Here is a 19,509-nt window from a genome sequence, read left to right on the forward strand (position 1 = left end):
GTTTCGCGTGGCGGCACGAAACCGCTCCATCCTTGCGTGTGGCTTGGATTTATCTCCCGTTTTGGACGTAAAATTCCGCTGTGGTCTTCTTGCCGAAATGGGCGTGAGGGGAGATGCAAAACGCAGACAGGCTCGCCTTGCGACGAGCCTGTCCGAGCTGCCCGCCCGGGCCTTGGCGGTCCGGGCCCGAGATGTTTGGGAGAGGCGCCGTCAGGCAGCGCGCACCCGGCCGATGAACGCGTCGACCTGGGCGCGGAGATTTTCCGCCTGGCTGTCGAGATCGCCTGCCGCTTGCACGATCTCTCCGGAAACCCGCCCGGTTTCGTTGGCCGCGCGCGATACCGAGACGATGCTCGTCGACACCTCCTGAGTGCCCTGCGCGGCCTGCTGGACGTTCTGGGCGATCTCGCCGGTGGCAGAGCCCTGCTCCTCGACCGAGGAGGCGATCGTCGAAGAGATCTCGTCGATCTGCTTGATCGTGCCGGTGATCGATTCGATCGCCTTGACGACTTCGCTGGTGGCTTCCTGTACGGCCGTGATCTGCTGCGAAATCTCGCCGGTCGCCTTGGATGTCTGCTCGGCGAGCGTCTTCACTTCCATGGCAACGACCGCAAAACCCTTGCCGGCTTCGCCGGCGCGGGCTGCCTCGATCGTCGCGTTCAGGGCCAGAAGATTCGTCTGCGAGGCGATATCGGTGATCAGGTTGACGACCTGACCAATGCGCTGGGCGCTGGCGGCAAGACCGCGAACCACTTCGCCGGTGTTGGAGGCCTGACCGTTCGCCTGATCGGCGACGCTCGCGGCCATCGACACCTGCTGGCCGATCTCGCGGACCGATGCGGCAAGTTCCTCTGCTGCGGAGGCAACCGTCTGGACGTTGGTCGTCGCCTGTTCGGCGGCGGCCGCGACCACGGTCGACTGCTGGTTCGTCTCCTGGGCCGAGGCCCCCATGGTGGAGGCGGACTGCTTGAGCTGTGCGGCGGCGGAGACGACCGAGCGCACGACGCTCGAGACTTCCCGCTCGAAATCGTCGGCGAGCGCGTTCATCATCTGGCGCTTCTTCTCTTCCGCGTGCGCTTCAGCCTGTTGCTGTTCGGCGCGCATCCGTTCGTTCTCGCGCAATTCCTGGAGGAAATGTTCTGTCGTGCCCCACAGCTCGCCGATCTCGTCGGAGGAGCGGTTCTGCTCGATTGTGACGTCAAGATCGCCGGCGGCCATGCGCTTCAGCGTGCCGCTGACGCGGGTGAGCGGGCGGCTGATCTGACGGGTGCCGATCCACACGGCAATGGCAGCGCCTGCTGCGAGCCCGATCAGCATGGTCGCCACGATCAGAAGCGTCATGCGCTCTCCGAGGGTGGCCATCTCGGCAAGGATCGGTTTGAGCTCGTGCTGAAGGTCGGCTCTTACCCCATCGACGTCGGTTTGCAGAGCCTTGCGGTTCGCCCGGTTCTCTTCATTGTTGCCTTGCGTATTGGCTGCTTGCGGCGAGACTTCGACGCCGAGGCGGGCAGTTTCTGTGCGGTAGGCACGGAAATCGGCGATCCCTGCGAGAACGTCGTCGAAGGCTTTGGCCCTCTCGGGCGTCCTGACGTAACTCCGCGCTTCGGCGGCCGCAGCGTCGAGTTCGTCGAGGCTCTGCATGAGGCCCGCGGCGAATGCTTTGGTCTTTTCTGGCGTCTTACTCACATAGATGCCGCGTGAATCCATCACGACTTTAGAAATAAGTCCGTTGACCCGTTCCATGCGGATCGTCATTTCCGCATTGCGCGCGTAGCGATCGGCCAAATCTTCGCTGCGCTTCAAAGCATAAAGACCCATTCCCCCGACGAAGATGCTTGAGACGCCTAGGACGCCCAGCATCATATATATTTTATGACTTATTTTCATTTTCCGAACTCCTGCAAGGGTCGCGCCGGCCCTACGGGCCGACGCAAGTCAAAAGGCGAGCATTGCGATGCTCTGTTATTAGGCAGCCCGTACGCGGCCGATGAAGGCATCGACCTGGCTGCGTAAATTCTCGGCCTGGCTGTCGAGGTCACCGGCAGCCTGCACGATTTCACTTGAGACGCGTCCGGTCTCGTTGGCCGCCCGTGACACCGAGACGATGCTCGTGGACACTTCCTGGGTGCCTTCGGCGGCCTGCTGGACGTTCTGGGCGATCTCGCCCGTGGCAGAACCCTGCTCTTCGACCGAGGAGGCGATCGTCGAAGAGATCTCGTCGATCTGCTTGATCGTGCCGGTGATCGATTCGATCGCCTTGACCACCTCGTTGGTGGCTTCCTGCACGGCCGTGATCTGCTGCGAGATCTCGCCCGTCGCTTTGGACGTCTGCTCGGCGAGCGTCTTCACCTCCATGGCGACGACGGCAAAACCCTTGCCGGCCTCGCCAGCGCGGGCTGCCTCGATCGTCGCGTTCAAAGCCAAGAGGTTCGTCTGGGCCGCGATGTCGGTGATCAAGTTGACGACCTGGCCGATGCGCTGGGCACTGGCGGCGAGGCCGCGCACCACTTCGCCGGTGTTGGCGGCCTGGCCGTTGGCCTGACCTGCGATCGTGGCGGACATGGCCACCTGCTGGCCGATCTCGCGGACTGAGGCGGCAAGTTCTTCAGCGGCCGAGGCAACCGTCTGCACATTCACGGTCGCCTGTTCGGCCGCGGCTGCGACCACCGTCGACTGATGGTTGGTCTCATCGGCAGAGGCGCCCATCGTCGAAGCCGATTGCTTCAGCTGCATTGCGGCGGAGACGACCGAACGCACGACGCTCGAGACTTCGTGTTCGAAATCGTCGGCGAGCGCATTCATCATCCGGCGCTTGTCCGCCTCGGCACGCTCTTCGGCTTGCTGCTGCTGTTCGCGCAGCGTCTCCGTCTCCTTGAGCGCGACGACAAAATGCTCCGTCGCCTCCCAGATTTCGCCGATCTCGTCACCGGAGCGCTTCTGCTCGATAGAGACGTTGAGATCGCCATTGCCCATACGCTTCAGTGTGCCGGTGAGGCGGACGAGGGGGCGGCTGATCTGACGGGTGCCGATCCACATGGCGATGCCGACGCCGATGAACAGGCCTACCGCGATGACGGAGCAGATCAGAATCAGCATGCTCTCGTTGAGAGACAGCATGTGGGCACGGAGCGGATCGAGGCGTGCAGCGACGTTCTCGACACCCGCTGCCAGGCTCGCCTGCAAGCCTTTGCGCCCGCCGCGAACTTCATCGCTGGTGCCGTAGGCGCGCGCCGCATCCGGACTGATTTCGACACCGCGGCGCACCAACTCCGTCCGTTCAGCGCGGTAATTGGCGAGGTTCTTACCGAGCTCCTCGACCACGGGCATGTCTTCGGCCGGCGTAAGGGTCTCGAGCTGGCCAAAGGCAGCATCGATTTCATCGAGCGCGGCCATGACTTCTTTGCCGTATTTGGCGGCGTCGGCGGAGCCTTCGGCGAGATAGACCCCACTCGATGACTTGCTCGCCTGGATGACCTGGGTGCCGATCTGCTGCATCAGGAGTGCCCGTGAGGAGGTTCTGTCGAACTCCTCGGCGGTGCTGTGCATTGCATTGATCGCATAAATGGCGATGGCACCGACACCTATGGTTACGATGCCGAGTATGGCCACGATGGCGTTGATCTTGCCGGTAATTCTCATGGGTCTCATTCCGTTTCCGGCCCGAGGCCGACGTCAGTTTGGGGGAGGGGGCCCTTCGAGGGCGGCTTTCGATCAGGCGGCTCGCACCCGCTCGATGAAGATGTCGACTTGCTGGCGCAGTCCTGCGGCCCGGCTGTCGAGGTCGTTTGCAGCGCGTACGATCTCGCTTGAGACGCGTCCGGTGTCGTCGGAGGCGGCCGTGACGGCCATGATGTTTGAGGAAACTTCCTGCGTGCCCTCAGCGGCCTGCTGAACGTTCTGGGCGATCTCGCCTGTCGCTGAACCTTGTTCTTCCACCGAGGAGGCGATCGTCGATGCGATTTCGTCGATCTGCTGGATCGTGGTGCTGATCGAGCCGATCGCGGCGACGACTTCGTTGGTCGCATCCTGCACGGCCGTGATCTGCTGCGAGATCTCGCCGGTTGCCTTGGACGTCTGCTCGGCGAGCGTCTTCACTTCCATCGCGACGACTGCAAAACCTTTACCGGCCTCGCCGGCGCGCGCGGCTTCGATGGTGGCGTTCAAGGCGAGCAGGTTCGTCTGGGCGGCGATGTCGGTGATGAGGTTGACGACTTGCCCGATGCGCTGGGCACTGGATGCGAGACCGCGAACGATCTCTGTGGTGTTGACGGCCTGACCGTTCGCCTGCCCGGCGATGTTTGCCGACAATTCGACTTGCTGACCGATCTCGCGGATGGAGGCCGCCAGTTCCTCGGCTGCCGAGGCAACCGTCTGGACGTTGTGCGTCGCCTCCTCTGCGGCCGACGCGACGACGGTCGCCTGATGGTTCGTCTTCTCGGCCGACGAACTCATTGTCGACGCCGATTGCTTGAGCTGAGTGACGGCGGACACGACGGATCGCACCACGCTCGAAACCTCCAGCTCGAACTCGTCGGCTAGAGCGTGCATGGCCTTGCGCTTGTCTTCTTCCGCCCTTGCGGCAAGTTCGGCCTGTTCGCCGCGAAGGCGGTCGGTTTCGCGAAGCTCGGCGAGAAAACGTTCCGTCGTCGCCCAGATCTCGCCGATCTCGTCCTTGGATCGGCGGGTTTCGATCTCCACGTCGAGTTCACCCGCCGCCATACGCTTCAGAACGTTCGTCACACGGATGAGAGGCCGGCTGATCTTGCGGGTGCCGATGAAGATCGCGATCGCCGCACCGATGAGAAGGCCGGCGGCCGCGACCGCGATGATCGTTGTCATCATCCGACGATCGGCGGTTGCGATCTCGTGTTTGATTTCTTCCACCCGTGCCCGTCGTGCATCGATGAAGCCGTCGATGTCGGCCTGCAGAGCGATCCGGTTGGCCGTATTCACTTCGTTGTTTCCAACGGTTTTGGCCGTCAACGGCGAGATGCGGGTGGCGAGCTGCACAAGGCTCATACGGAAGTCTTTGAAGACTTCGAACTCTTCCTTCAGCTTGTCGAGTTGTTCGAGGCTTTGCGGGTCGAGGAGCAGCGGGCGCGTTTCGGTGAGGAGGACGTCGAGATCGGTGAGGCTTTGCGTGATCGCCTGACCGAAGGTCTCCACCGCGGCATCGTCGTCGGCAGAATAGATTCCGCGCGAATCCATCACGACCGCAGTGATCAGCCGGTTCATCCTTTGGCCGTTGATCGCAGCTTCCGCGAGGCGCTCCAGGTCGGTCGTCCGCTCCGCGCTCTGTTTCAGCGCGTAAGTTGCCATGGCTGCCACGAGGATGGTGGCGAGGCCGAGCACCGCCACGATCGCATAGATCTTCCCGCTGATCTTCATCTTACTGCCCTCTGCAGCCTTCAGTCATGAGTCCCATGAGGCCTTAGGATTGCCCCATGCTTCGTCGGTCGACGTAATTGATTTCTTCCACCAGGATGTCCTGGATGAAGTCGGGCCCTAGTCTTTTGTTGGTATTGTCTTTGATGTTTTTGATCAGGCGATCGAGATTGTATTTCGCCAGGCGGCCGAACTCGACTTTGCCGTTGTTGTAGAATTCGCGAAATGCTTCGTCGGTGACGAAGGGCGCGGGATCCATGGAGAGCTTGCTCATCGCGCCGGCATCGGCGGTGAAGACGAGGCGGGCGAGGATGTAGCCCTGCAACACACCGTCTTGAATGACCGGCACGGTCATCGGTTCGATCTTGCGATGCTCCAGCCCGACGAGGGTCGGACCCTTATCGGGAGCGGGCTTCACATCCGCCTTCCATTGCGCCGCAAAGAAGCTTGCAAGCAGCGCGACGAGGCACGCCCACATGCCGATGCCGAGAGTCTTGACCATCAGACGCGCGCTCCAAGCGGTGCCGAATACGTGCCGTCCGACTCAGCATCCGACATCGCCTTTGCAATCAGTCCCGCCACCGTCTGCACGGCGCTGATATGCGTCTTGAGCAGGGCCTGATTGCGCTGAAGCTTGTCGCGCAGACGAATGATGCCGATCCGCGCGTCGGTGCTGATGTTCTCGGCAGGAACCGCGCGGGCCATACGGGACAGCTCCAAAAGCGCGCGGCTCTTGCGGTGATTGAACTCCTGAAGGTCGATCGGCTGATTTTGGCTCAGCGCCTCTGTCTCCTGGTCAACAAGCTCCTCGAGACGTCCGATGCAGGTCGTCAGGGCGCGGCTTGCGGCCGGATTGGCCGAACGTGACATCGCATTCATGGCTGGCTCCTCTCTAGATCAGGCCATTCGCGTTTTCGGGTGGAGTGGGAGTCGTCTCGGCGGTGCGCACGGTCTCGGCGATGCCGATGCCGCCGGCTTCGGCCATCTGCGTGGCGATCTGCTGGGCGAGCATCGAGCGCCACATTTCACCGGCCTGGCCGCCACCGAACATCGCATCCGAGCTCGCCGGGAGCATCGTCTGCACGAAGGTCGAAAGGAACATCGCCTCAAAGCCGGTCATGGGGTCGTTGCCCGCCTTGGGCGACGACAGGCCGGAATGGGCGAGGGAGGTGCTCGTCTTCAATCGCGACAGGGCCTGCGCGGAATCGAAGGGCATCTGGATGACTGGGGAAACCGGCCGTTCGGCTGTCTTCGTGGTTTCTCCCGGCGCGGTCGCGCCAGGCTTCGCGACCTGGTCGAAAACGTCTTCAAAGGCATCGTTGGCCGCGGTGTAGGCGGCCGGTGTCGTGCCGGATGAAGGAGAAAGGCGCGTCAGCCGTGCCGCGGCCTCTTGATAGCGGGTCGGGCTTGCGGCACGAGCAACGTCCAGAACGATGTCGGACGGTGGGCTGATCGACATGAGTCACCTGCGACAGATTAAGTCTTCGCAGGCTTATTGCGGTTTTCCCTTACGCGGGGCTTGCATCCGTCGGACGTGCGAAAGCCTCTAAAAGCAGCTGAAAACTGCGGCGTTCTTCGGCCTTGCGGGTCTCGCGCTCAAGCTTGCCGGAGAGCCTCTCGGTGGTCTTCAGGCGACGCGCCTGAGCGAGCACCTGAGCGGTCTGCTCGGCCTGACGACGGGCGAGCTGATCGGCCTCGCTGCTGAGGCGTGACAGACGTTTGACCTTGGCGTCGACGAACAGCCCATGGAAGGTGTCGTCGTCGTTCAAGGCTTCGATCAGCGCCTTACGTTCCTGATCGAGTGCGCTGCCTTGCCGGGAAATATCGGCAAGCTCCCATTCTGCCGCTTCGTGCATTTTCTTTTGCACTTGCAGAATACGCTCGATTTTCTTGCTACGGTCTTTCACTGGATTAACCTCCCACCAGCCAGATGCCGAAGGCATTGATGAAATTCGCCAGAAATTCGTGCGCAACCGTCATCAGGAGGATGAGGCCGCCCGCCGTTACGAACGGCATGGAAATGAAATACACCGGGATCTGCGGGCTCAGCTTGTTGGTGATGCCGATCGCGAGATTGATGACGATTGAGTAGACGAGAAACGGGCTGCCGATGCGCAAGACGAGGAAGAAAACCGCCGAAAGCTGATCGGTCAGATTGATGAGCGCGCCTTGCGCGTCGAAGCCCTGCGCCGCCGGCAAGGTCTGGTACGAATCGATCAGCCCCGACAGCAACAGCCAGTGCTGGTCGGTGATGAACATGATGGTGATGGCCGTCAGCGAGAAGAGCGATGCGACGGTCGGCAGCTGGGAATCTTCTTCGACCGCAATCCCTGGCATGGCCGAGAGGCCGATCGACTGGCTGACCGCCACGGCGATCGTCTGCAGCCCCAGGAAGAAGACCCGGCCGACGAGCCCGATCAGAACACCGATCAGAAGCTCCGAGACGATCGCCTGCAGCATGGCCGAGGCCGTGCCATCGCCCACCAGCGGACGGGTGTAGCCGATCAGCATCGGCGACAACGTGAGCGTGATCGCCACTGCGATGAACAGGCGAAACTGCACCGGTATGCGCGAACTCGAAAAGCCCGGCATCAGCATCAGGCAACCGCCAATTCGGCAGAAGATAAGGAAGACGGCGAGGATCGTCTCCGAAGCGAGCTCGCTCACGAGATCGATCCGAGCGACTTGATCTCGATGCCACGGGCGATCTCCAGATGTGAGAGAACCGCAAGCGAAGGAAACATGCGTTCGATGATCATGCGCACGTAGATCCGCGCTTCCGGCGCGGTCACCAGCACGATGCTTTCGTTTTCCGCAAGGCGCGCGCGCAGAACCTCCGATGCCTCGGTGGCGAATTCCTCCACCAGGCGCGGATCGATGTCGAACTCGATGACCTCGCCCTTGGCATCGCGCTTCAGGCTCTGGTGGAAGGCGAGATCCCAGCGATTGCCGAGACGCAGCACGTTGAGCACGCCGCCCTGGGCGAGGTCGCCGCAGATCTGCTGTGCCATGCGCATGCGCACATGCTCGGCGATCTGCTCTGAGCGGCGGGCATGCGGGACGATTTCTGCCAGCGCTTCCAGAATGAGATGCAGATTGCGGATGGAGACGCGTTCTGTGAGCAGGAGCTTCAAGACTGCCTGAAGCCCGGAATAGGTGATGTGGCTCGGGCAGATGTCGTCGACCAGGCGCTTGTACTCCGGCTCGAGCCGGTCGAGCAGCATGCGCACGTCCTTGTAGGAGAGGAGCTGCGCCAGGTTGTTGCGAATGACTTCGCTTACATGAGTGAGCACGACGGAGAGATTGTCGATCGGCGTATAGCCTTCGCGGCGAACTTCCGTGGCGAAGGCGTCGGAGATCCACATCGCCTTCATACCGAAGGCAGGTTCGCGCACCGCGTCGCCAGGTACGTCCGGTCTCGCGTTGTCGCCGGTGACGACGAGCAACTCGCCGATGCGCATTTCGCACGTCGCAAAGACCGTACCGTGGATGCGGATCTCGTAGCTCTTGGACGGGACGTTGAGGCTTTCCGTCAGTTTGATCTCGGGCACCACGAAACCGTATTGCTGCGCGAACTTTCGCCGCATGCGGCTGACGCGATGAGCGATCTCGGGCATGTTGGAGAGGATCTGCGTGGCGAGCTGCTTGCCGATGCACAGTTCGATCTCGCAGGTGCGCAGCGATTCCTTGACGGAATTGCGTGCTTCCACCTCGGCAGCTTCCTTCTTCTTTTTTTCCTTCGTCTCAGCTTCCTGACGCTTTGCCTCCTGCTGGCGGGGAATGGTGTAGGCGACGAAAGCAAGGAACCCGCCGAGCGCCCCAAAAGGCAGGAGCGGCAGGCCGGGCATCAAGGCGAAGACGAACATGAGAGCCGAGGCGACGCCGAGCGCTTTCGGATAGGCGCCGAGCTGGCCGAACACGGCCTTTTCTGCCGAACCGCGCGTGCCGCCCTTGGAAACGAGGAGGCCTGCGGCGAGGGAGACGACAAGAGCCGGGATCTGAGCCACCAGACCGTCGCCGACCGACAGGCGCGTGAAGACATCAGCCGCTTCGTCGAGCGGCATGCCGTAACGGGTCGTGGCGATGATGATACCGCCGAAGATGTTGACGGCGATGGTGATGAGACTGGCGATCGCTTCGCCGCGAACGAACTTCGATGCGCCGTCCATGGAGCCGAAGAAGGAGCTTTCCTCCTCCAGTTCGCGGCGGCGCAGCTGGGCTTCTTTGTCGTCGATGAGGCCGGCATTGAGATCGGCGTCGATCGCCATCTGCTTGCCGGGAATGGCGTCGAGGGTAAAACGCGCACCGACTTCGGCGATACGCGTCGCGCCCTTGGTGATGACGAGGAAGTTCACCGTGACGAGAATGAGGAAGACGACGATGCCGATGACAAAGTCGCCGCCCATGACGAACATGGAAAAGCCGTTGATGATGTTGCCCGCGGCCGTCACGCCTTCATTGCCGTGGGCGAGGATGAGCCGTGTCGTCGCCACGCCGAGCGCGAGGCGCAGCACGGTCGCGATCAAAAGCACCGTCGGGAAAGAGGAGAATTCGAGAGGCTTCTCAATCCACAGCGCCACCATCAGGATCAGCACCGAGAATGCGATCGACAAAGCGAGACCGAAATCGATCAGGAAGGTGGGGATCGGCAGGAACAGGATGACCAGCATGCCGATGATCAAGGTGGCGAAGCCGATATCCCGCTTCGACTTCTTTTCGAGCGCGTCGCCCGCAGTGAGCAGCATCTCCGACATGATCAATTCTTCCCCGGATATGGTCCGTCGTGAGAACGCGCGCTAAAAGCCGGTGGCAATGCGCCCGTAAACTTCGTTGGTGAAGGCGAAAATCTGAGCGCCGATGAAGGGCGCGCTGATCGCGGTCATGAGCAGGATGACAATGATCTTCGGAATGAAGGTCAGCGTGACTTCCTGAATCTGTGTGAGCGCCTGGAAAAGCGCGATGCCAATGCCAACGAGCATGGCCGCGCCGACCGCTGGTCCGGCCGCTATGATGATTGTCCAGATCGCCTGGCGGACGACCTCAAAGGCGTCGGCTTCGTTCATCTCAGGCGACTGTCACGCCGGCGCCGATCAGCATCTCCGTGCCGTCATCCAGGTTGGCGACGAGGCCATTGGAGGTGATGCGCACAGAGGCGACGGTGCCCGTGGTGCTGCCGTCAGGGGAGGTCACGGTGCGTCCGATGAGTTCGTTGGCCTGGCCGATGGCCGAAGAGGTCAAGATCTCGTCGAGCTTGTTGTTGGTCTGAATCGTCTGCTCGACCTGCGAGAAGCTTGCGAGCTGCGCCATGTACTGGGTGGTTTCCATGGGCGAGGTCGGGTCCTGGTTCTTCAGCTGGGTGACCAGGAGCTTCAGGAAGGTGTCGTAGTCGACCGTGGAGCCGGGGTTGTTCGTATTGCTGTTTGCGGCCGCAGTCGTGCCTGCGCCCACGCCAGAGGTGGAAGTCATGTCAGATCTCCAGATGTTCGCTGAGCCCTGCTGAAAAGCGGGGCTGCTCTCGCTCGTGCGGGCCGCTTCAGGCGGCGCGGGCTGACTGCTCGGAGCTCTCCAGGATGCGGCTTTCCGCTTCGAAGAGGTTGCGCAGTGTGCGCAGTGCCTCGAAGCTGCGACCGCCTTTGACGAGCCCTGCAACCCCTTCCAGATCCTTCAAGATCGCATCGTTCTTGAAGGTCGTCTTCAAGCGCATATGCATGTCGTCGAAGAGGCGACGGGCTGCCGCCGCCCCGTCAGGGTCGATCAGCATCGTCTGGATCACGAAATAGAGCTGCCGTAGCGGCGTCGTCGTCTCGTGAGCCTGAAGAATGTGGTTATCGAGCAGGAAGGTCGCGTCATTGAGGAGCGTAAACGTGACCTTGCGGTCAACGCGGATCACAGCTCCATTCAAGAACAATCTCTGCCCGGGTCGGAGCGAGATCCGCATGGTCATTTGAGACCGTCCCGGATCGTCTGGTTGACCTCGATGAGCGCGGCGAAGTTGCGCGAGGGATCGACGAGGACGTTTTCCGCCTCGCGGATGATCCAAAGTCCCACGGAGATGAGATCCCGGCGAAGCTCCTGGCCAAGCCCATTTTGCGGGCTGGCGAGGTCGCGGATCATGAAGTTCCAGAGCTTGTTGACATAGCCAAGAGCCTCGGCGGCTTCGGGGCTGCCCGAGCCACGGATCTCGGCAACGTGCAGAAGCTCCAGCGCGTGGTCGAGCGCCATCTGCTCGCGAGCGCGCGATTCCCCGCCGGAATCGTCGAGGATCTCCGCGTAAGAGAATTTGTACATTTGAACCTCCACCCACGCCTGAATCAGGCGTACTTCAAAATGCTCAAGTTCATGATCTGAGTTGTCAGTGCGTAGGACATCTCGATCTGTGTCGTGAGCGTATCGAAGCGAACTTTCGCTTCGGCCGGATCGACATTCTCCAGTGACTGAATACCCTTGGAGATGAGATCCTTTTCGGCTGTCATCCTCTCGGTCGCCGCTGTCACACGCTGCTGTGTGAAGCCAATCGCGCTTTGCATGTCGGTGAGCTGAGGCAGAGCACCGCCGATCAGCTCACGGGCCTTGTCGACGACGACCTGGATGGTCTCCGGTCCAAGTTCTGTCGTTCCGAGCTCGGCTACCATCGTATAGGCCATGGCGAGGTTGCGCAGAGCTTGCGTGTTGCCGTTCACGGAGGTGGTCAGCTCCTCGTGAGGAGAGATCCGGCTCGTAATGTTGGTGTCGGAGGCGTTCGACCAGACGGTCCCCCATGAGGGGTCGTCGAATAGTGCCGCGAAGTCGCCGTTGAGGAAGGTCTCCATGTCGCTCGCGGTGATATTCGCAACCGCGGGATCGCTCTGCGAAAAGCCGAAGAAGGTGGCGAAAGCACCATCGACCGCGGCCTTCGGCCCTCCGGCATCATAATCGTTGAAAGGTGCGGCGCCGGTGTTGATCCCGGAAAAGAGGTACTGCCCGTCAGCGGCCGTGTTGCCGAGCGAAATGAGCCCGGAGAGTGCGGCTTTCGCTGAAGCCTGAAACTCCTCGGAGGCAACATAGGGATCTGATACCGACACGAAGACCGCGAGGGTCTTGTTCGCCGTGTCCGCGATCCCATCCATTGAGATTTGGGTGCGTTGCAGCTGAGACGAAAGAAGGCCGTTGGTCGCGATGAAGGATTCCGCCTGCGTAAAATCGTGGCGGAACGACAAGGTTCGAGCCGTCGAATAGCCGAGCGTCAATCCGACATCGGCGTGCCGACTCGTTGCCATCTCGACGCCCGCCTTTGCGAGCTCGGACTGCATGCGCGGAACGCTCGAACGCAGGTTGTTGGCGAGAGCGTACGTGGAGACGAAGGTCGTTTTCATGGCGTCAGCGCGCGTTCATGAGCAGAGTGTCGAAAAGCTCGTTGATCACCGACAGAACCTTGGCGGATGCGGCGTAGCTTTGTTCGAGCTGCAGCTGCAGTGCATATTCGTCGTCGAGATTGACCCCCGTCGCGTTGGAAAGCGCGTCGGAACTGTGAGCAACGAGTGTGTTCTGGTATTCCACCTCGGCGGTCGCCGCCTGGCGCCTGCCCTCCAGCCAGCCGGAGGAGGACGTGGTGAAATCGATCAGGCTCTGGCTGTCTTCGAGCTGCGTTGCAGGATCGAAGCTGCGTGCCGTGCCCATACCGGTCACGAGCGCGTCGAGCCGGTCGGAGAAGGCGGCTGCCCCGGTTGAATTGTAAGCGTAGGTCGCCCCGTTGACGCCACCGTCACGCAACCGCGACAGCGTTCCGCCCTGCAAGGGATCAATGGCCGCGTTGACGGTAATCGAGGCGGCGAGGCCGGATACTGCCGTGCCGCTTGCCAGAACTCCTGGACCGCCAGGATAGGTGAACAGCCCGGCTTGATCGGGGGCTCCGCCACCCGTCTGATCGGATTCCGCAAACACCTCGATGAGGCCGCGGGCAGCTTCGTCGAGCTGGTTTTGATAGGTAAGGGCGACGTCGTCGCGCAGTGTCGTCAAACCGACGAGCGCGCCGCCGTGAAGCGGCATTGTGGCGTTCGGACCAGTCACCGGAACGCCGTCGACGAAGACCGCATTGCCGGGCGTGCCAGCCGTCAGGGCAGGTGAGGCGGCGAAGGTGACGCTCCGGGCCGTCGTTTCGAACAAGGTGGCGCCGCTATCGGTATAGAGCACCATGTCGTTGTTGGCGCGCGTGACGACCGAGACGCCCATCTGTTCGGAGATCTGGGCGAGCACGGCATCGCGCTTGTCGAGGGGGTCGGTGACGTCGGCCCCCGCGAACGAGCCCTGGACGACGAGGTTGTTCAGCGTCTCGAACTTGTCGAGAAGGCTGTTGAGGTTGCTGACCGCGTTGGCGATATCGGCATCGGCGTCCTGACGGACCTCGGCGATCGTCTCAGCGGCCGAATGGAGCTTCGTCGTCAGCGCGTTGGCACGGGTCACCACATTCTGCGAGAGAATGGAATCGTCCGGTCTGTTGGCATATTCCTGCAGCGTGATTTGCAGCTGGCTGAGCTGTGCTGCCGGCGAATACTCCGATTCTGGATCGCCGATCGTTGCCGACAGCCGGTTGAGACCGGCGACGAGAGCATCTTCGCTCGCGGCGCGCGATGTCGCGCCGAGCATGGTGGTATAGAGCGCGCGGTCTGTCGCGCGGGTCGTTGTCACGACGCGCACGGCGCCGTCGGGCGTCGTCACAGACGGCGCCAGCTTGCGTGAATAGGTCGGGTCGCCCGCCCCGGAGACATTCTTGGCAGAGACGGAAATCTGTGCCGCGGTTGCCTGCAAGGAGGAACGCGCCGTTGTCAGCGCGGCCTGAAGGCTCATGGCTAAACTGCCCTTTCAGTGGGAGAGGACGCGATTAACGCTTGAGGTTCATCAGGACGTCCAGAAGCTCTGAGCCTGTCTGGAACACCTTGGAATTGGCCGAATAATCCCGCTGGGCGACGATCATGTCGGTAAGCTCGGAGGCCATGTCGACATTCGATTGCTCCAGGGCTCCGGAGACGATCGCGCCGCGTGATCCTTCCGTCGGGAAGCCGACCTCGATCGCGCCCGATTCCAGCGTCACCGAAAAAACGTTGCCCGACAGGGCTTCGAGCTTGTCCGGGCTCGGCACGTCGGCGAGCGGCAGGCGGAAGGCCGGGGTCATCGCGCCATTGGTGTAATTGGCGTAGACTGTTCCGTCCTCAGAGATCGTCACATCCTTGATCGTCGCCGGCGCATTGCCGTTGACGGTCGCCGTCATCGGTATGTACTCGGCGGCAAGATGGGTGGTGCCAGTGAGATCGAGCGTGATCGCTTCGCCGCCCGGCACCGTCAGTGCGATTTCAGCAGGTGTGCTCGTCAGGGCCCCGGCGTCATCGAAGGTGACCGTTTGGGTCGACAACGCGGCTGATGCGTAAGGAAAGCCACCGTCGGTAGCGCCGGCGTGATCGTAGACCGTGTATTCCCATTCCACCGGGCTGTCGCTCGTCTTCGACATGTAGATGTCGAGCGTCACTTCGTTGCCGACCTTGTCGAAGACGGTAATGGACGACTTGGCGGTATAGGCTGAGTCCGCCGCATTGGCAGACGGCAGGTTGCCTGTCACGACCTCTGCGCTATCGGGCAGATTGACCTTGAAGACGCCGCTGGTGGTCGGATTGGCGGTCATGTTCATGCCGCCGAAATTCACGGGCTGAAGTCCCGTGAGTCCGTTCAGGACAACACTCGGATCGCCACCGCTGATATCGTAACCCATCAGCGTAAAGCCGGCTGTGTTGACGAGATTGCCGGTGTTGCCGTCGAGGGTGAAAGCGCCTGCCCGGGTCAGATATGGATTGCCGTTCGGGTCGTTGACCACGAAGAAGCCGTTGCCCTGGACGGCGAGGTCGGTGTTCGACGTCGTGTAGGTCAGTGGTCCGCGATCGCTGATGGCATGACGGATATCCGTCTTCACCGCACCCGGATTGTAACTGCCTTTGCCGCTGTTCAGGAGCAGCGATGAGAACTGGGTGTCAGCGCGCTTGTAACCGATCGTACCGCTGTTGGCGATGTTGTCGGAGACCGTGCCAAGCAGGTTCGATTGGGCATTCATGCCCGAAACGCCGGTGCGGAGCATCCCATAGAGGCTCATCAGCTTAATCCTTTTCCTCAACCCTTGTGTGGCCTGTTTGGCCCGGTGAGCTTGCGTGAAGCTGTCGGCGGCGCCTACTGACGCAACAAGACAGCGAGGTCTGCGAAGGCGTCCTGGGCGAGTGGGCTCGAGGGGTCCTGACGCAGCGCATCATAGACGCGCGGCACGAGTTGAACGGCCCGGTCGAGCTCAGCATCGGCACCCTGGTGGTAGCCGCCCATGAGCCTCAAATCGCGAGTGTCTTCGAAACGAGAGATCAAGGTCCGAAGCTTGCGCACCAACTCGCGCTGGTCGGACGTCCAAACGATCTGTGCCAGTCGCGAAATCGATCCGAGCACGTTGATGGCCGGATAGCGGCCTTGATCGGCAATGGAGCGATCGAGAACGATATGGCCGTCGAGCGTGCCGCGGATGGCATCGGCCACGGGATCGTTATGGTCGTCACCGTCGATCAGGACGGCGAAGATGCCGGTGATCGATCCGGCTCCTTCCTCGCCGGGGCCCGCGCGCTCCAAGAGTTTTGGCAGATCGGAAAACACGCTGGGCGCATAGCCCCGCGCCACCGCTGGTTCGCCTGCGGCGAGAGCGATGTCGCGCGCCGCATGCGCGTAACGCGTGACGGAATCGACGATGAGCAGAACGGAATCGCCCTGGTCGCGAAAATATTCGGCGATCGCCATGGCCGAAAGCGGGGCGAGACGGCGCATCATGGGGCCTTCGTCGCCGGTCGCCACGACCGTGACTGCGCGGGCGCGATTGCCGTTGAGCGCGCCTTCGATGAATTCCCGCACTTCGCGGCCGCGCTCGCCGACCAACGCCACGACGACCGTGTCGAAGCCGTGCGAATGCGCGATCATCGACAGAAGCGTGGACTTGCCGACGCCAGAGCCGGCAAAAATGCCGATGCGTTGCCCTTCGCAGATCGGCGTGAAGATATCGATTGCGCGCACGCCCGTCGTCAGGGGGCGGTGCAAGCGTGCACGGGTCATGGCGGGAGGGGGTTCGGCGTCCACATTCATCATGCGGTGACCGTGGGCGAGGGGACCAAGCCCGTCGACCGGTTCGCCCATGGCGTTGATGACGCGGCCTTTCCATTCGTCGCGTGGGGCCAGTCCGATCGCACCGATACGATGCGCCTCGGTGCCTATGCCGAAGGGCATCCGCGTCTCGAAAGGTTTGACGATCACGTCACGCCCGTCGATGCGGACAACTTCGCCAAGCGCGTTCATCTTGTCCCAAGAGAAACGCACCCGCTCGCCGAGCCGCACGAATGGGGAAAGACCGGCGACGCGACAGTAAGTCGGCGCCACCTCCGTCACGAGGCCGCCCACGCGCACGGGCGGGATTTCGACCGCGGCACTGTCGATCACGGATTTGAGACGCGCGAGAGCGGTCATTCAGCCATCCCCTGATGTCGGATCTTCTGTTTCCTGATGGATCAGGACGGGCCGAGCGAGCGGATTGCCTCTTGCAGCGTGGACTCGCTCTTCTCCACGGCGGAAGCCGCGCTGTCGAAGGCGCGTTGCAGCATGATCAGCTTACTGATCTCGGAGATCGGATTGACGTTGGCGCCTTCGACGTAGCCCTGACGCAGGCCGTTGACGGTCATATCCTCGACGGGCTGGGCCGCTTCGTTCGGGATCACGCCCGAGTTTTCATAGCGGCTGAGCTTGGCGGTCTCGGGAATCGAGAAGAGTCCGATCGCGCCAACCTGGTTGCCGCCTTGGGAAATGGTCCCGTCCCCAGCGATGGAGACCTCGCCGCCCCGCGGATCGAGAAGAATGCCCGCTTCGCCCGGATCGAGAACCGGATAGCCGGCGGCGCTCAGGAGCTCGCCGGTTGCGGTCATCTGCAGACGGCCGTCGCGCGTGTAGACCGTGCCGTCTGGGGTCGAAAGCGCAAGCCATCCATCTCCCTGCACGGCAACGTCGAGGGAGTTGCCGGTATAGGAGACGGAGCCGGGACTGCGCGAAATATAGGTGTCGCCGGGTGACGAGAAGGCGACCTTCTCGGGACCTGTCCGCGTCATCACAGCGTCGAATTTCACCTCTTCCGCGCGAAAGCCCGCCGTGTTCATGTTGGCGACGTTGTTGGCGACCGTCGTCAGGCGGCGGTCGAGCGCCACCTGTGCGGAGAGTGCGACGTAGGTGCTTGTCGGCATGTCTCAGGTTCCGCCGTGCTTCAGCTGGTTCAAAGTCAGGAGGAGATCGGCGCTGACCGATGTCGAACGGCTGTTGGAAAAGAGATTGAGGATCGGATCCGCCGTCACGTTTTCCGTTGCGTCCCACATGATGGTGAAACGCTGAATGAGCTTGGCGAGTTTTTCCGGATCCTTCAGATCAGCGATGTCCATCCGCTGCTCGACGGCCTTGGCCTGTTTGTCGATAGCCGCGTTGGCCATTTCTGCGGGAAAGCCGAAGGTCGTTTTGATCACGGCCCACAGCGCATCATCAGCGAGAAGACCGTAAGCCGACTTCACCTCAGGAGCGGCACGCTCGAAATACAATGCGAGCCGGACGCCTTCGTTGTCGTCACCGGCCCTCTCTTCGAGCGTCTGGCGGGTATAGAGATCGACGACGCCCTGCTGCGCCTCTTTCGCGGCGGTGGTCGTTTCGCCGTTCTCTGCAAAGTTGAAGACGGTTGCCAATTCCACGAAGCGATCGTCCGACATGCGATTGGCGAAGCTCTTCGGATCGCTCACGCCCTCTTCCAGGACCTTGCGAATTAAGCCCTTGGCATATGCCATATCTTCAAGGCCGAAGGCCTTCATCGCGTATTTGTAAACGCGATCGTTGTCGAAGAACTCGTCGAGCGATTTGATCGTGCCGATATTGGCGAGATAGTAATTGGTTTCGCGCGTCACGATCCGGTCGCTGGAGACTCGGCTCAGAGACTTGTCCATGTCGCCGGAGATGCGCTGATAGCTGATAGATGTCGAGATCATTGCGGCCTCACAATCGAGATGAGGCTCTAGGTCGCCAAGCTTGCGCGAAACTGGCTTTCTCCTGCCGTTGCCGGCCTTGCGGCGCTGCGGCCTGCGCTGCCGAGCGCTCCAGCTTCACGCAAGCCAAATCGAACAGTGAGGGCTGCGAACGAAACCACTTCATGGAGCAGGCTCTTGGCTATCCTACTCGGCTTGGTGATCGGCATCGGCTCGATGCTCGGCGGCTTCATGGCAATGGGCGGCCATGTGGGCGTCATCTGGCAGCCCTTCGAATACGTCATCATCGTTGGTATCGCTCTTGGCACTTTCATCATCGCCAACCCGATGGCGATCATCAAAGATGCCGGTGCGGGCATTTTTGAAGCGATGAAGGGCACGGCCCCGAAGCGGAACGACTATCTTGGCATTTTGAGTCTCCTTTTTGCCTTGATGCGGGATCTCAGGACACGTCCTCGCAATGAGGTCGAAGCGCATATCGACGATCCGGCCAATTCGGTGCTCTTTCAGCACTTTCCGACGATCCTGAAGGACAAAGAGCTCACCGCGTACATCTGCGACTACGTCCGTCTGATCATTATCGGCAATGCGCGCTCGCACGAGATCGAGGCGCTGATGGAGCAGGAGATCTCGACGATCAAAAAGCACAAGCTGAAGTCGGCTAGTGCTCTGGGCACCGTCGCCGAAGCGCTTCCTGCGATCGGTATTTGCGCCGCGGTCCTCGGGATCGTGAAGGCGATGGGCGCCATCGATCAGTCGCCGGAGATTCTCGGCCACTACATCGCCTCGGCGCTGATCGGCACGTTCGTCGGTATCTTCCTATCCTACGCGGTGCTTTCTCCGGTCGCGGGCAAGATCAAGATTCTGCGTGAAAAGCAGTGTCAGCCGTTTGTCATCGTCAAGCAGACGCTGATTGCCTTCATGAATGGTGCGCTGCCTCAGGTCGCGCTCGAGCATGGCCGCAAGACGATTTCTTCCAAAGAGCGCCCGACCATCGACGAGGTCGAAAACGAGGCGATTTCCAACACTCCGAGCTCATCGGCAGCTCCCATGCAGCAGGCGGCCTGAT

The 19,509-nt window shown here is 61.6% G+C and carries 20 protein-coding genes; 1 reads left to right on the top strand and 19 read right to left on the bottom strand.

Annotated elements, in window-relative coordinates; translation table 11 throughout:
- Positions 1 to 210: 210 nt before the first annotated feature.
- The 19 genes from ACK8CP_RS00660 to ACK8CP_RS00750 form a co-directional block, all read right to left on the bottom strand.
- Positions 211 to 1,887, bottom strand: a complete 1,677-nt coding sequence (locus tag ACK8CP_RS00660) for a methyl-accepting chemotaxis protein (protein ID WP_234628811.1) — start codon at positions 1,885 to 1,887, stop codon at positions 211 to 213.
- 78 nt (positions 1,888 to 1,965) lie between these two features.
- Positions 1,966 to 3,648 carry a methyl-accepting chemotaxis protein gene (locus ACK8CP_RS00665; protein ID WP_234628810.1) on the bottom strand — a complete coding sequence of 561 codons (1,683 nt, stop codon included), beginning with the start codon at positions 3,646 to 3,648 and terminating at the stop codon, positions 1,966 to 1,968.
- A gap of 63 nt (positions 3,649 to 3,711) precedes the next feature.
- Positions 3,712 to 5,388, bottom strand: coding sequence for a methyl-accepting chemotaxis protein (locus ACK8CP_RS00670; RefSeq protein WP_414832999.1), 1,677 nt, complete (start codon positions 5,386 to 5,388; stop codon positions 3,712 to 3,714).
- A gap of 43 nt (positions 5,389 to 5,431) precedes the next feature.
- The gene (locus ACK8CP_RS00675; protein ID WP_234628808.1) at positions 5,432 to 5,887 is read right to left on the bottom strand and encodes a hypothetical protein; all 456 of its coding nucleotides are present in this window, start codon (positions 5,885 to 5,887) and stop codon (positions 5,432 to 5,434) included.
- Entirely contained in the window at positions 5,887 to 6,264 is a 378-nt protein-coding gene (locus tag ACK8CP_RS00680) for a flagellar protein FlgN (protein WP_234628807.1), read from the bottom strand. The genes ACK8CP_RS00675 and ACK8CP_RS00680 overlap by 1 nt, the downstream gene beginning before the upstream one ends.
- Positions 6,265 to 6,277: 13 nt before the next feature.
- A complete protein-coding gene (locus ACK8CP_RS00685; RefSeq protein WP_234628806.1) occupies positions 6,278 to 6,844 on the bottom strand; it encodes a rod-binding protein in 567 nt (188 codons plus the stop codon).
- 49 nt (positions 6,845 to 6,893) lie between these two features.
- Positions 6,894 to 7,358 (bottom strand): hypothetical protein, encoded by a 465-nt coding sequence (locus tag ACK8CP_RS00690; protein WP_414833000.1) that lies wholly within the window; start codon positions 7,356 to 7,358, stop codon positions 6,894 to 6,896.
- Entirely contained in the window at positions 7,297 to 8,052 is a 756-nt protein-coding gene (gene fliR / locus ACK8CP_RS00695) for a flagellar biosynthesis protein FliR (protein ID WP_234628804.1), read from the bottom strand. The genes ACK8CP_RS00690 and fliR overlap by 62 nt, the downstream gene beginning before the upstream one ends.
- Entirely contained in the window at positions 8,049 to 10,139 is a 2,091-nt protein-coding gene (flhA, locus tag ACK8CP_RS00700; RefSeq protein WP_234628803.1) for a flagellar biosynthesis protein FlhA, read from the bottom strand. Before flhA ends, fliR begins: the two co-directional genes overlap by 4 nt.
- Positions 10,140 to 10,181: 42 nt before the next feature.
- Positions 10,182 to 10,448, bottom strand: a complete 267-nt coding sequence (gene fliQ, locus ACK8CP_RS00705; protein ID WP_128291196.1) for a flagellar biosynthesis protein FliQ — start codon at positions 10,446 to 10,448, stop codon at positions 10,182 to 10,184.
- 1 nt (position 10,449) lies between these two features.
- On the bottom strand, positions 10,450 to 10,851 hold the full coding sequence (gene flgD, locus ACK8CP_RS00710) for a flagellar hook assembly protein FlgD (RefSeq protein ID WP_234628802.1): 402 nt from the start codon (positions 10,849 to 10,851) through the stop codon (positions 10,450 to 10,452).
- A gap of 67 nt (positions 10,852 to 10,918) precedes the next feature.
- On the bottom strand, positions 10,919 to 11,329 hold the full coding sequence (gene flbT, locus ACK8CP_RS00715) for a flagellar biosynthesis repressor FlbT (protein WP_370642339.1): 411 nt from the start codon (positions 11,327 to 11,329) through the stop codon (positions 10,919 to 10,921).
- Positions 11,326 to 11,673: a flagellar biosynthesis regulator FlaF gene (flaF, locus tag ACK8CP_RS00720; RefSeq protein WP_234628801.1), complete on the bottom strand. Its 348-nt coding sequence runs from the start codon at positions 11,671 to 11,673 to the stop codon at positions 11,326 to 11,328. Before flaF ends, flbT begins: the two co-directional genes overlap by 4 nt.
- Positions 11,674 to 11,696: 23 nt before the next feature.
- Positions 11,697 to 12,737 carry a flagellar hook-associated family protein gene (locus ACK8CP_RS00725; protein ID WP_234628800.1) on the bottom strand — a complete coding sequence of 347 codons (1,041 nt, stop codon included), beginning with the start codon at positions 12,735 to 12,737 and terminating at the stop codon, positions 11,697 to 11,699.
- Positions 12,738 to 12,741: 4 nt separating this feature from the next.
- Positions 12,742 to 14,208, bottom strand: a complete 1,467-nt coding sequence (gene flgK, locus ACK8CP_RS00730; RefSeq protein WP_414833001.1) for a flagellar hook-associated protein FlgK — start codon at positions 14,206 to 14,208, stop codon at positions 12,742 to 12,744.
- Positions 14,209 to 14,242: 34 nt separating this feature from the next.
- Positions 14,243 to 15,499 (bottom strand): flagellar hook protein FlgE, encoded by a 1,257-nt coding sequence (locus ACK8CP_RS00735; RefSeq protein WP_234628798.1) that lies wholly within the window; start codon positions 15,497 to 15,499, stop codon positions 14,243 to 14,245.
- A gap of 74 nt (positions 15,500 to 15,573) precedes the next feature.
- Entirely contained in the window at positions 15,574 to 16,896 is a 1,323-nt protein-coding gene (gene fliI, locus ACK8CP_RS00740) for a flagellar protein export ATPase FliI (protein WP_234628797.1), read from the bottom strand.
- Positions 16,897 to 16,937: 41 nt separating this feature from the next.
- Entirely contained in the window at positions 16,938 to 17,660 is a 723-nt protein-coding gene (flgF, locus tag ACK8CP_RS00745; protein WP_414833002.1) for a flagellar basal-body rod protein FlgF, read from the bottom strand.
- Positions 17,661 to 17,663: 3 nt separating this feature from the next.
- Positions 17,664 to 18,443: a DUF1217 domain-containing protein gene (locus tag ACK8CP_RS00750; RefSeq protein ID WP_414833003.1), complete on the bottom strand. Its 780-nt coding sequence runs from the start codon at positions 18,441 to 18,443 to the stop codon at positions 17,664 to 17,666.
- Between the two features lie 174 nt (positions 18,444 to 18,617).
- On the opposite strand from ACK8CP_RS00750, the gene motA reads away from it, so the two are divergent.
- The gene (gene motA, locus ACK8CP_RS00755) at positions 18,618 to 19,508 is read left to right on the top strand and encodes a flagellar motor stator protein MotA (protein ID WP_414833004.1); all 891 of its coding nucleotides are present in this window, start codon (positions 18,618 to 18,620) and stop codon (positions 19,506 to 19,508) included.
- Position 19,509: the final 1 nt, after the last annotated feature.

Origin of the sequence: Afifella sp. YEN Y35 (genome assembly GCF_047553465.1) — a bacterium.
Classification (GTDB): domain Bacteria; phylum Pseudomonadota; class Alphaproteobacteria; order Rhizobiales; family Afifellaceae; genus Afifella; species Afifella aestuarii.

Excerpts from the sequence above, each read along its gene's own strand:
- ACK8CP_RS00660 (WP_234628811.1), bottom strand. The coding sequence starts at position 1,887 with ATGAAAATAAGTCATAAAATATATATGATGCTGGGCGTCCTAGGCGTC.
- ACK8CP_RS00665 (WP_234628810.1), bottom strand. The coding sequence starts at position 3,648 with ATGAGACCCATGAGAATTACCGGCAAGATCAACGCCATCGTGGCCATA.
- ACK8CP_RS00670 (WP_414832999.1), bottom strand. The coding sequence starts at position 5,388 with ATGAAGATCAGCGGGAAGATCTATGCGATCGTGGCGGTGCTCGGCCTC.
- ACK8CP_RS00675 (WP_234628808.1), bottom strand. The coding sequence starts at position 5,887 with ATGGTCAAGACTCTCGGCATCGGCATGTGGGCGTGCCTCGTCGCGCTG.
- ACK8CP_RS00680 (WP_234628807.1), bottom strand. The coding sequence starts at position 6,264 with ATGAATGCGATGTCACGTTCGGCCAATCCGGCCGCAAGCCGCGCCCTG.
- ACK8CP_RS00685 (WP_234628806.1), bottom strand. The coding sequence starts at position 6,844 with ATGTCGATCAGCCCACCGTCCGACATCGTTCTGGACGTTGCTCGTGCC.
- flhA (WP_234628803.1), bottom strand. The coding sequence starts at position 10,139 with ATGTCGGAGATGCTGCTCACTGCGGGCGACGCGCTCGAAAAGAAGTCG.
- fliQ (WP_128291196.1), bottom strand. The coding sequence starts at position 10,448 with ATGAACGAAGCCGACGCCTTTGAGGTCGTCCGCCAGGCGATCTGGACA.
- flgD (WP_234628802.1), bottom strand. The coding sequence starts at position 10,851 with ATGACTTCCACCTCTGGCGTGGGCGCAGGCACGACTGCGGCCGCAAAC.
- flbT (WP_370642339.1), bottom strand. The coding sequence starts at position 11,329 with ATGACCATGCGGATCTCGCTCCGACCCGGGCAGAGATTGTTCTTGAAT.
- flaF (WP_234628801.1), bottom strand. The coding sequence starts at position 11,673 with ATGTACAAATTCTCTTACGCGGAGATCCTCGACGATTCCGGCGGGGAA.
- ACK8CP_RS00725 (WP_234628800.1), bottom strand. The coding sequence starts at position 12,737 with ATGAAAACGACCTTCGTCTCCACGTACGCTCTCGCCAACAACCTGCGT.
- flgK (WP_414833001.1), bottom strand. The coding sequence starts at position 14,208 with ATGAGCCTTCAGGCCGCGCTGACAACGGCGCGTTCCTCCTTGCAGGCA.
- ACK8CP_RS00735 (WP_234628798.1), bottom strand. The coding sequence starts at position 15,499 with ATGAGCCTCTATGGGATGCTCCGCACCGGCGTTTCGGGCATGAATGCC.
- fliI (WP_234628797.1), bottom strand. The coding sequence starts at position 16,896 with ATGACCGCTCTCGCGCGTCTCAAATCCGTGATCGACAGTGCCGCGGTC.
- flgF (WP_414833002.1), bottom strand. The coding sequence starts at position 17,660 with ATGCCGACAAGCACCTACGTCGCACTCTCCGCACAGGTGGCGCTCGAC.
- ACK8CP_RS00750 (WP_414833003.1), bottom strand. The coding sequence starts at position 18,443 with ATGATCTCGACATCTATCAGCTATCAGCGCATCTCCGGCGACATGGAC.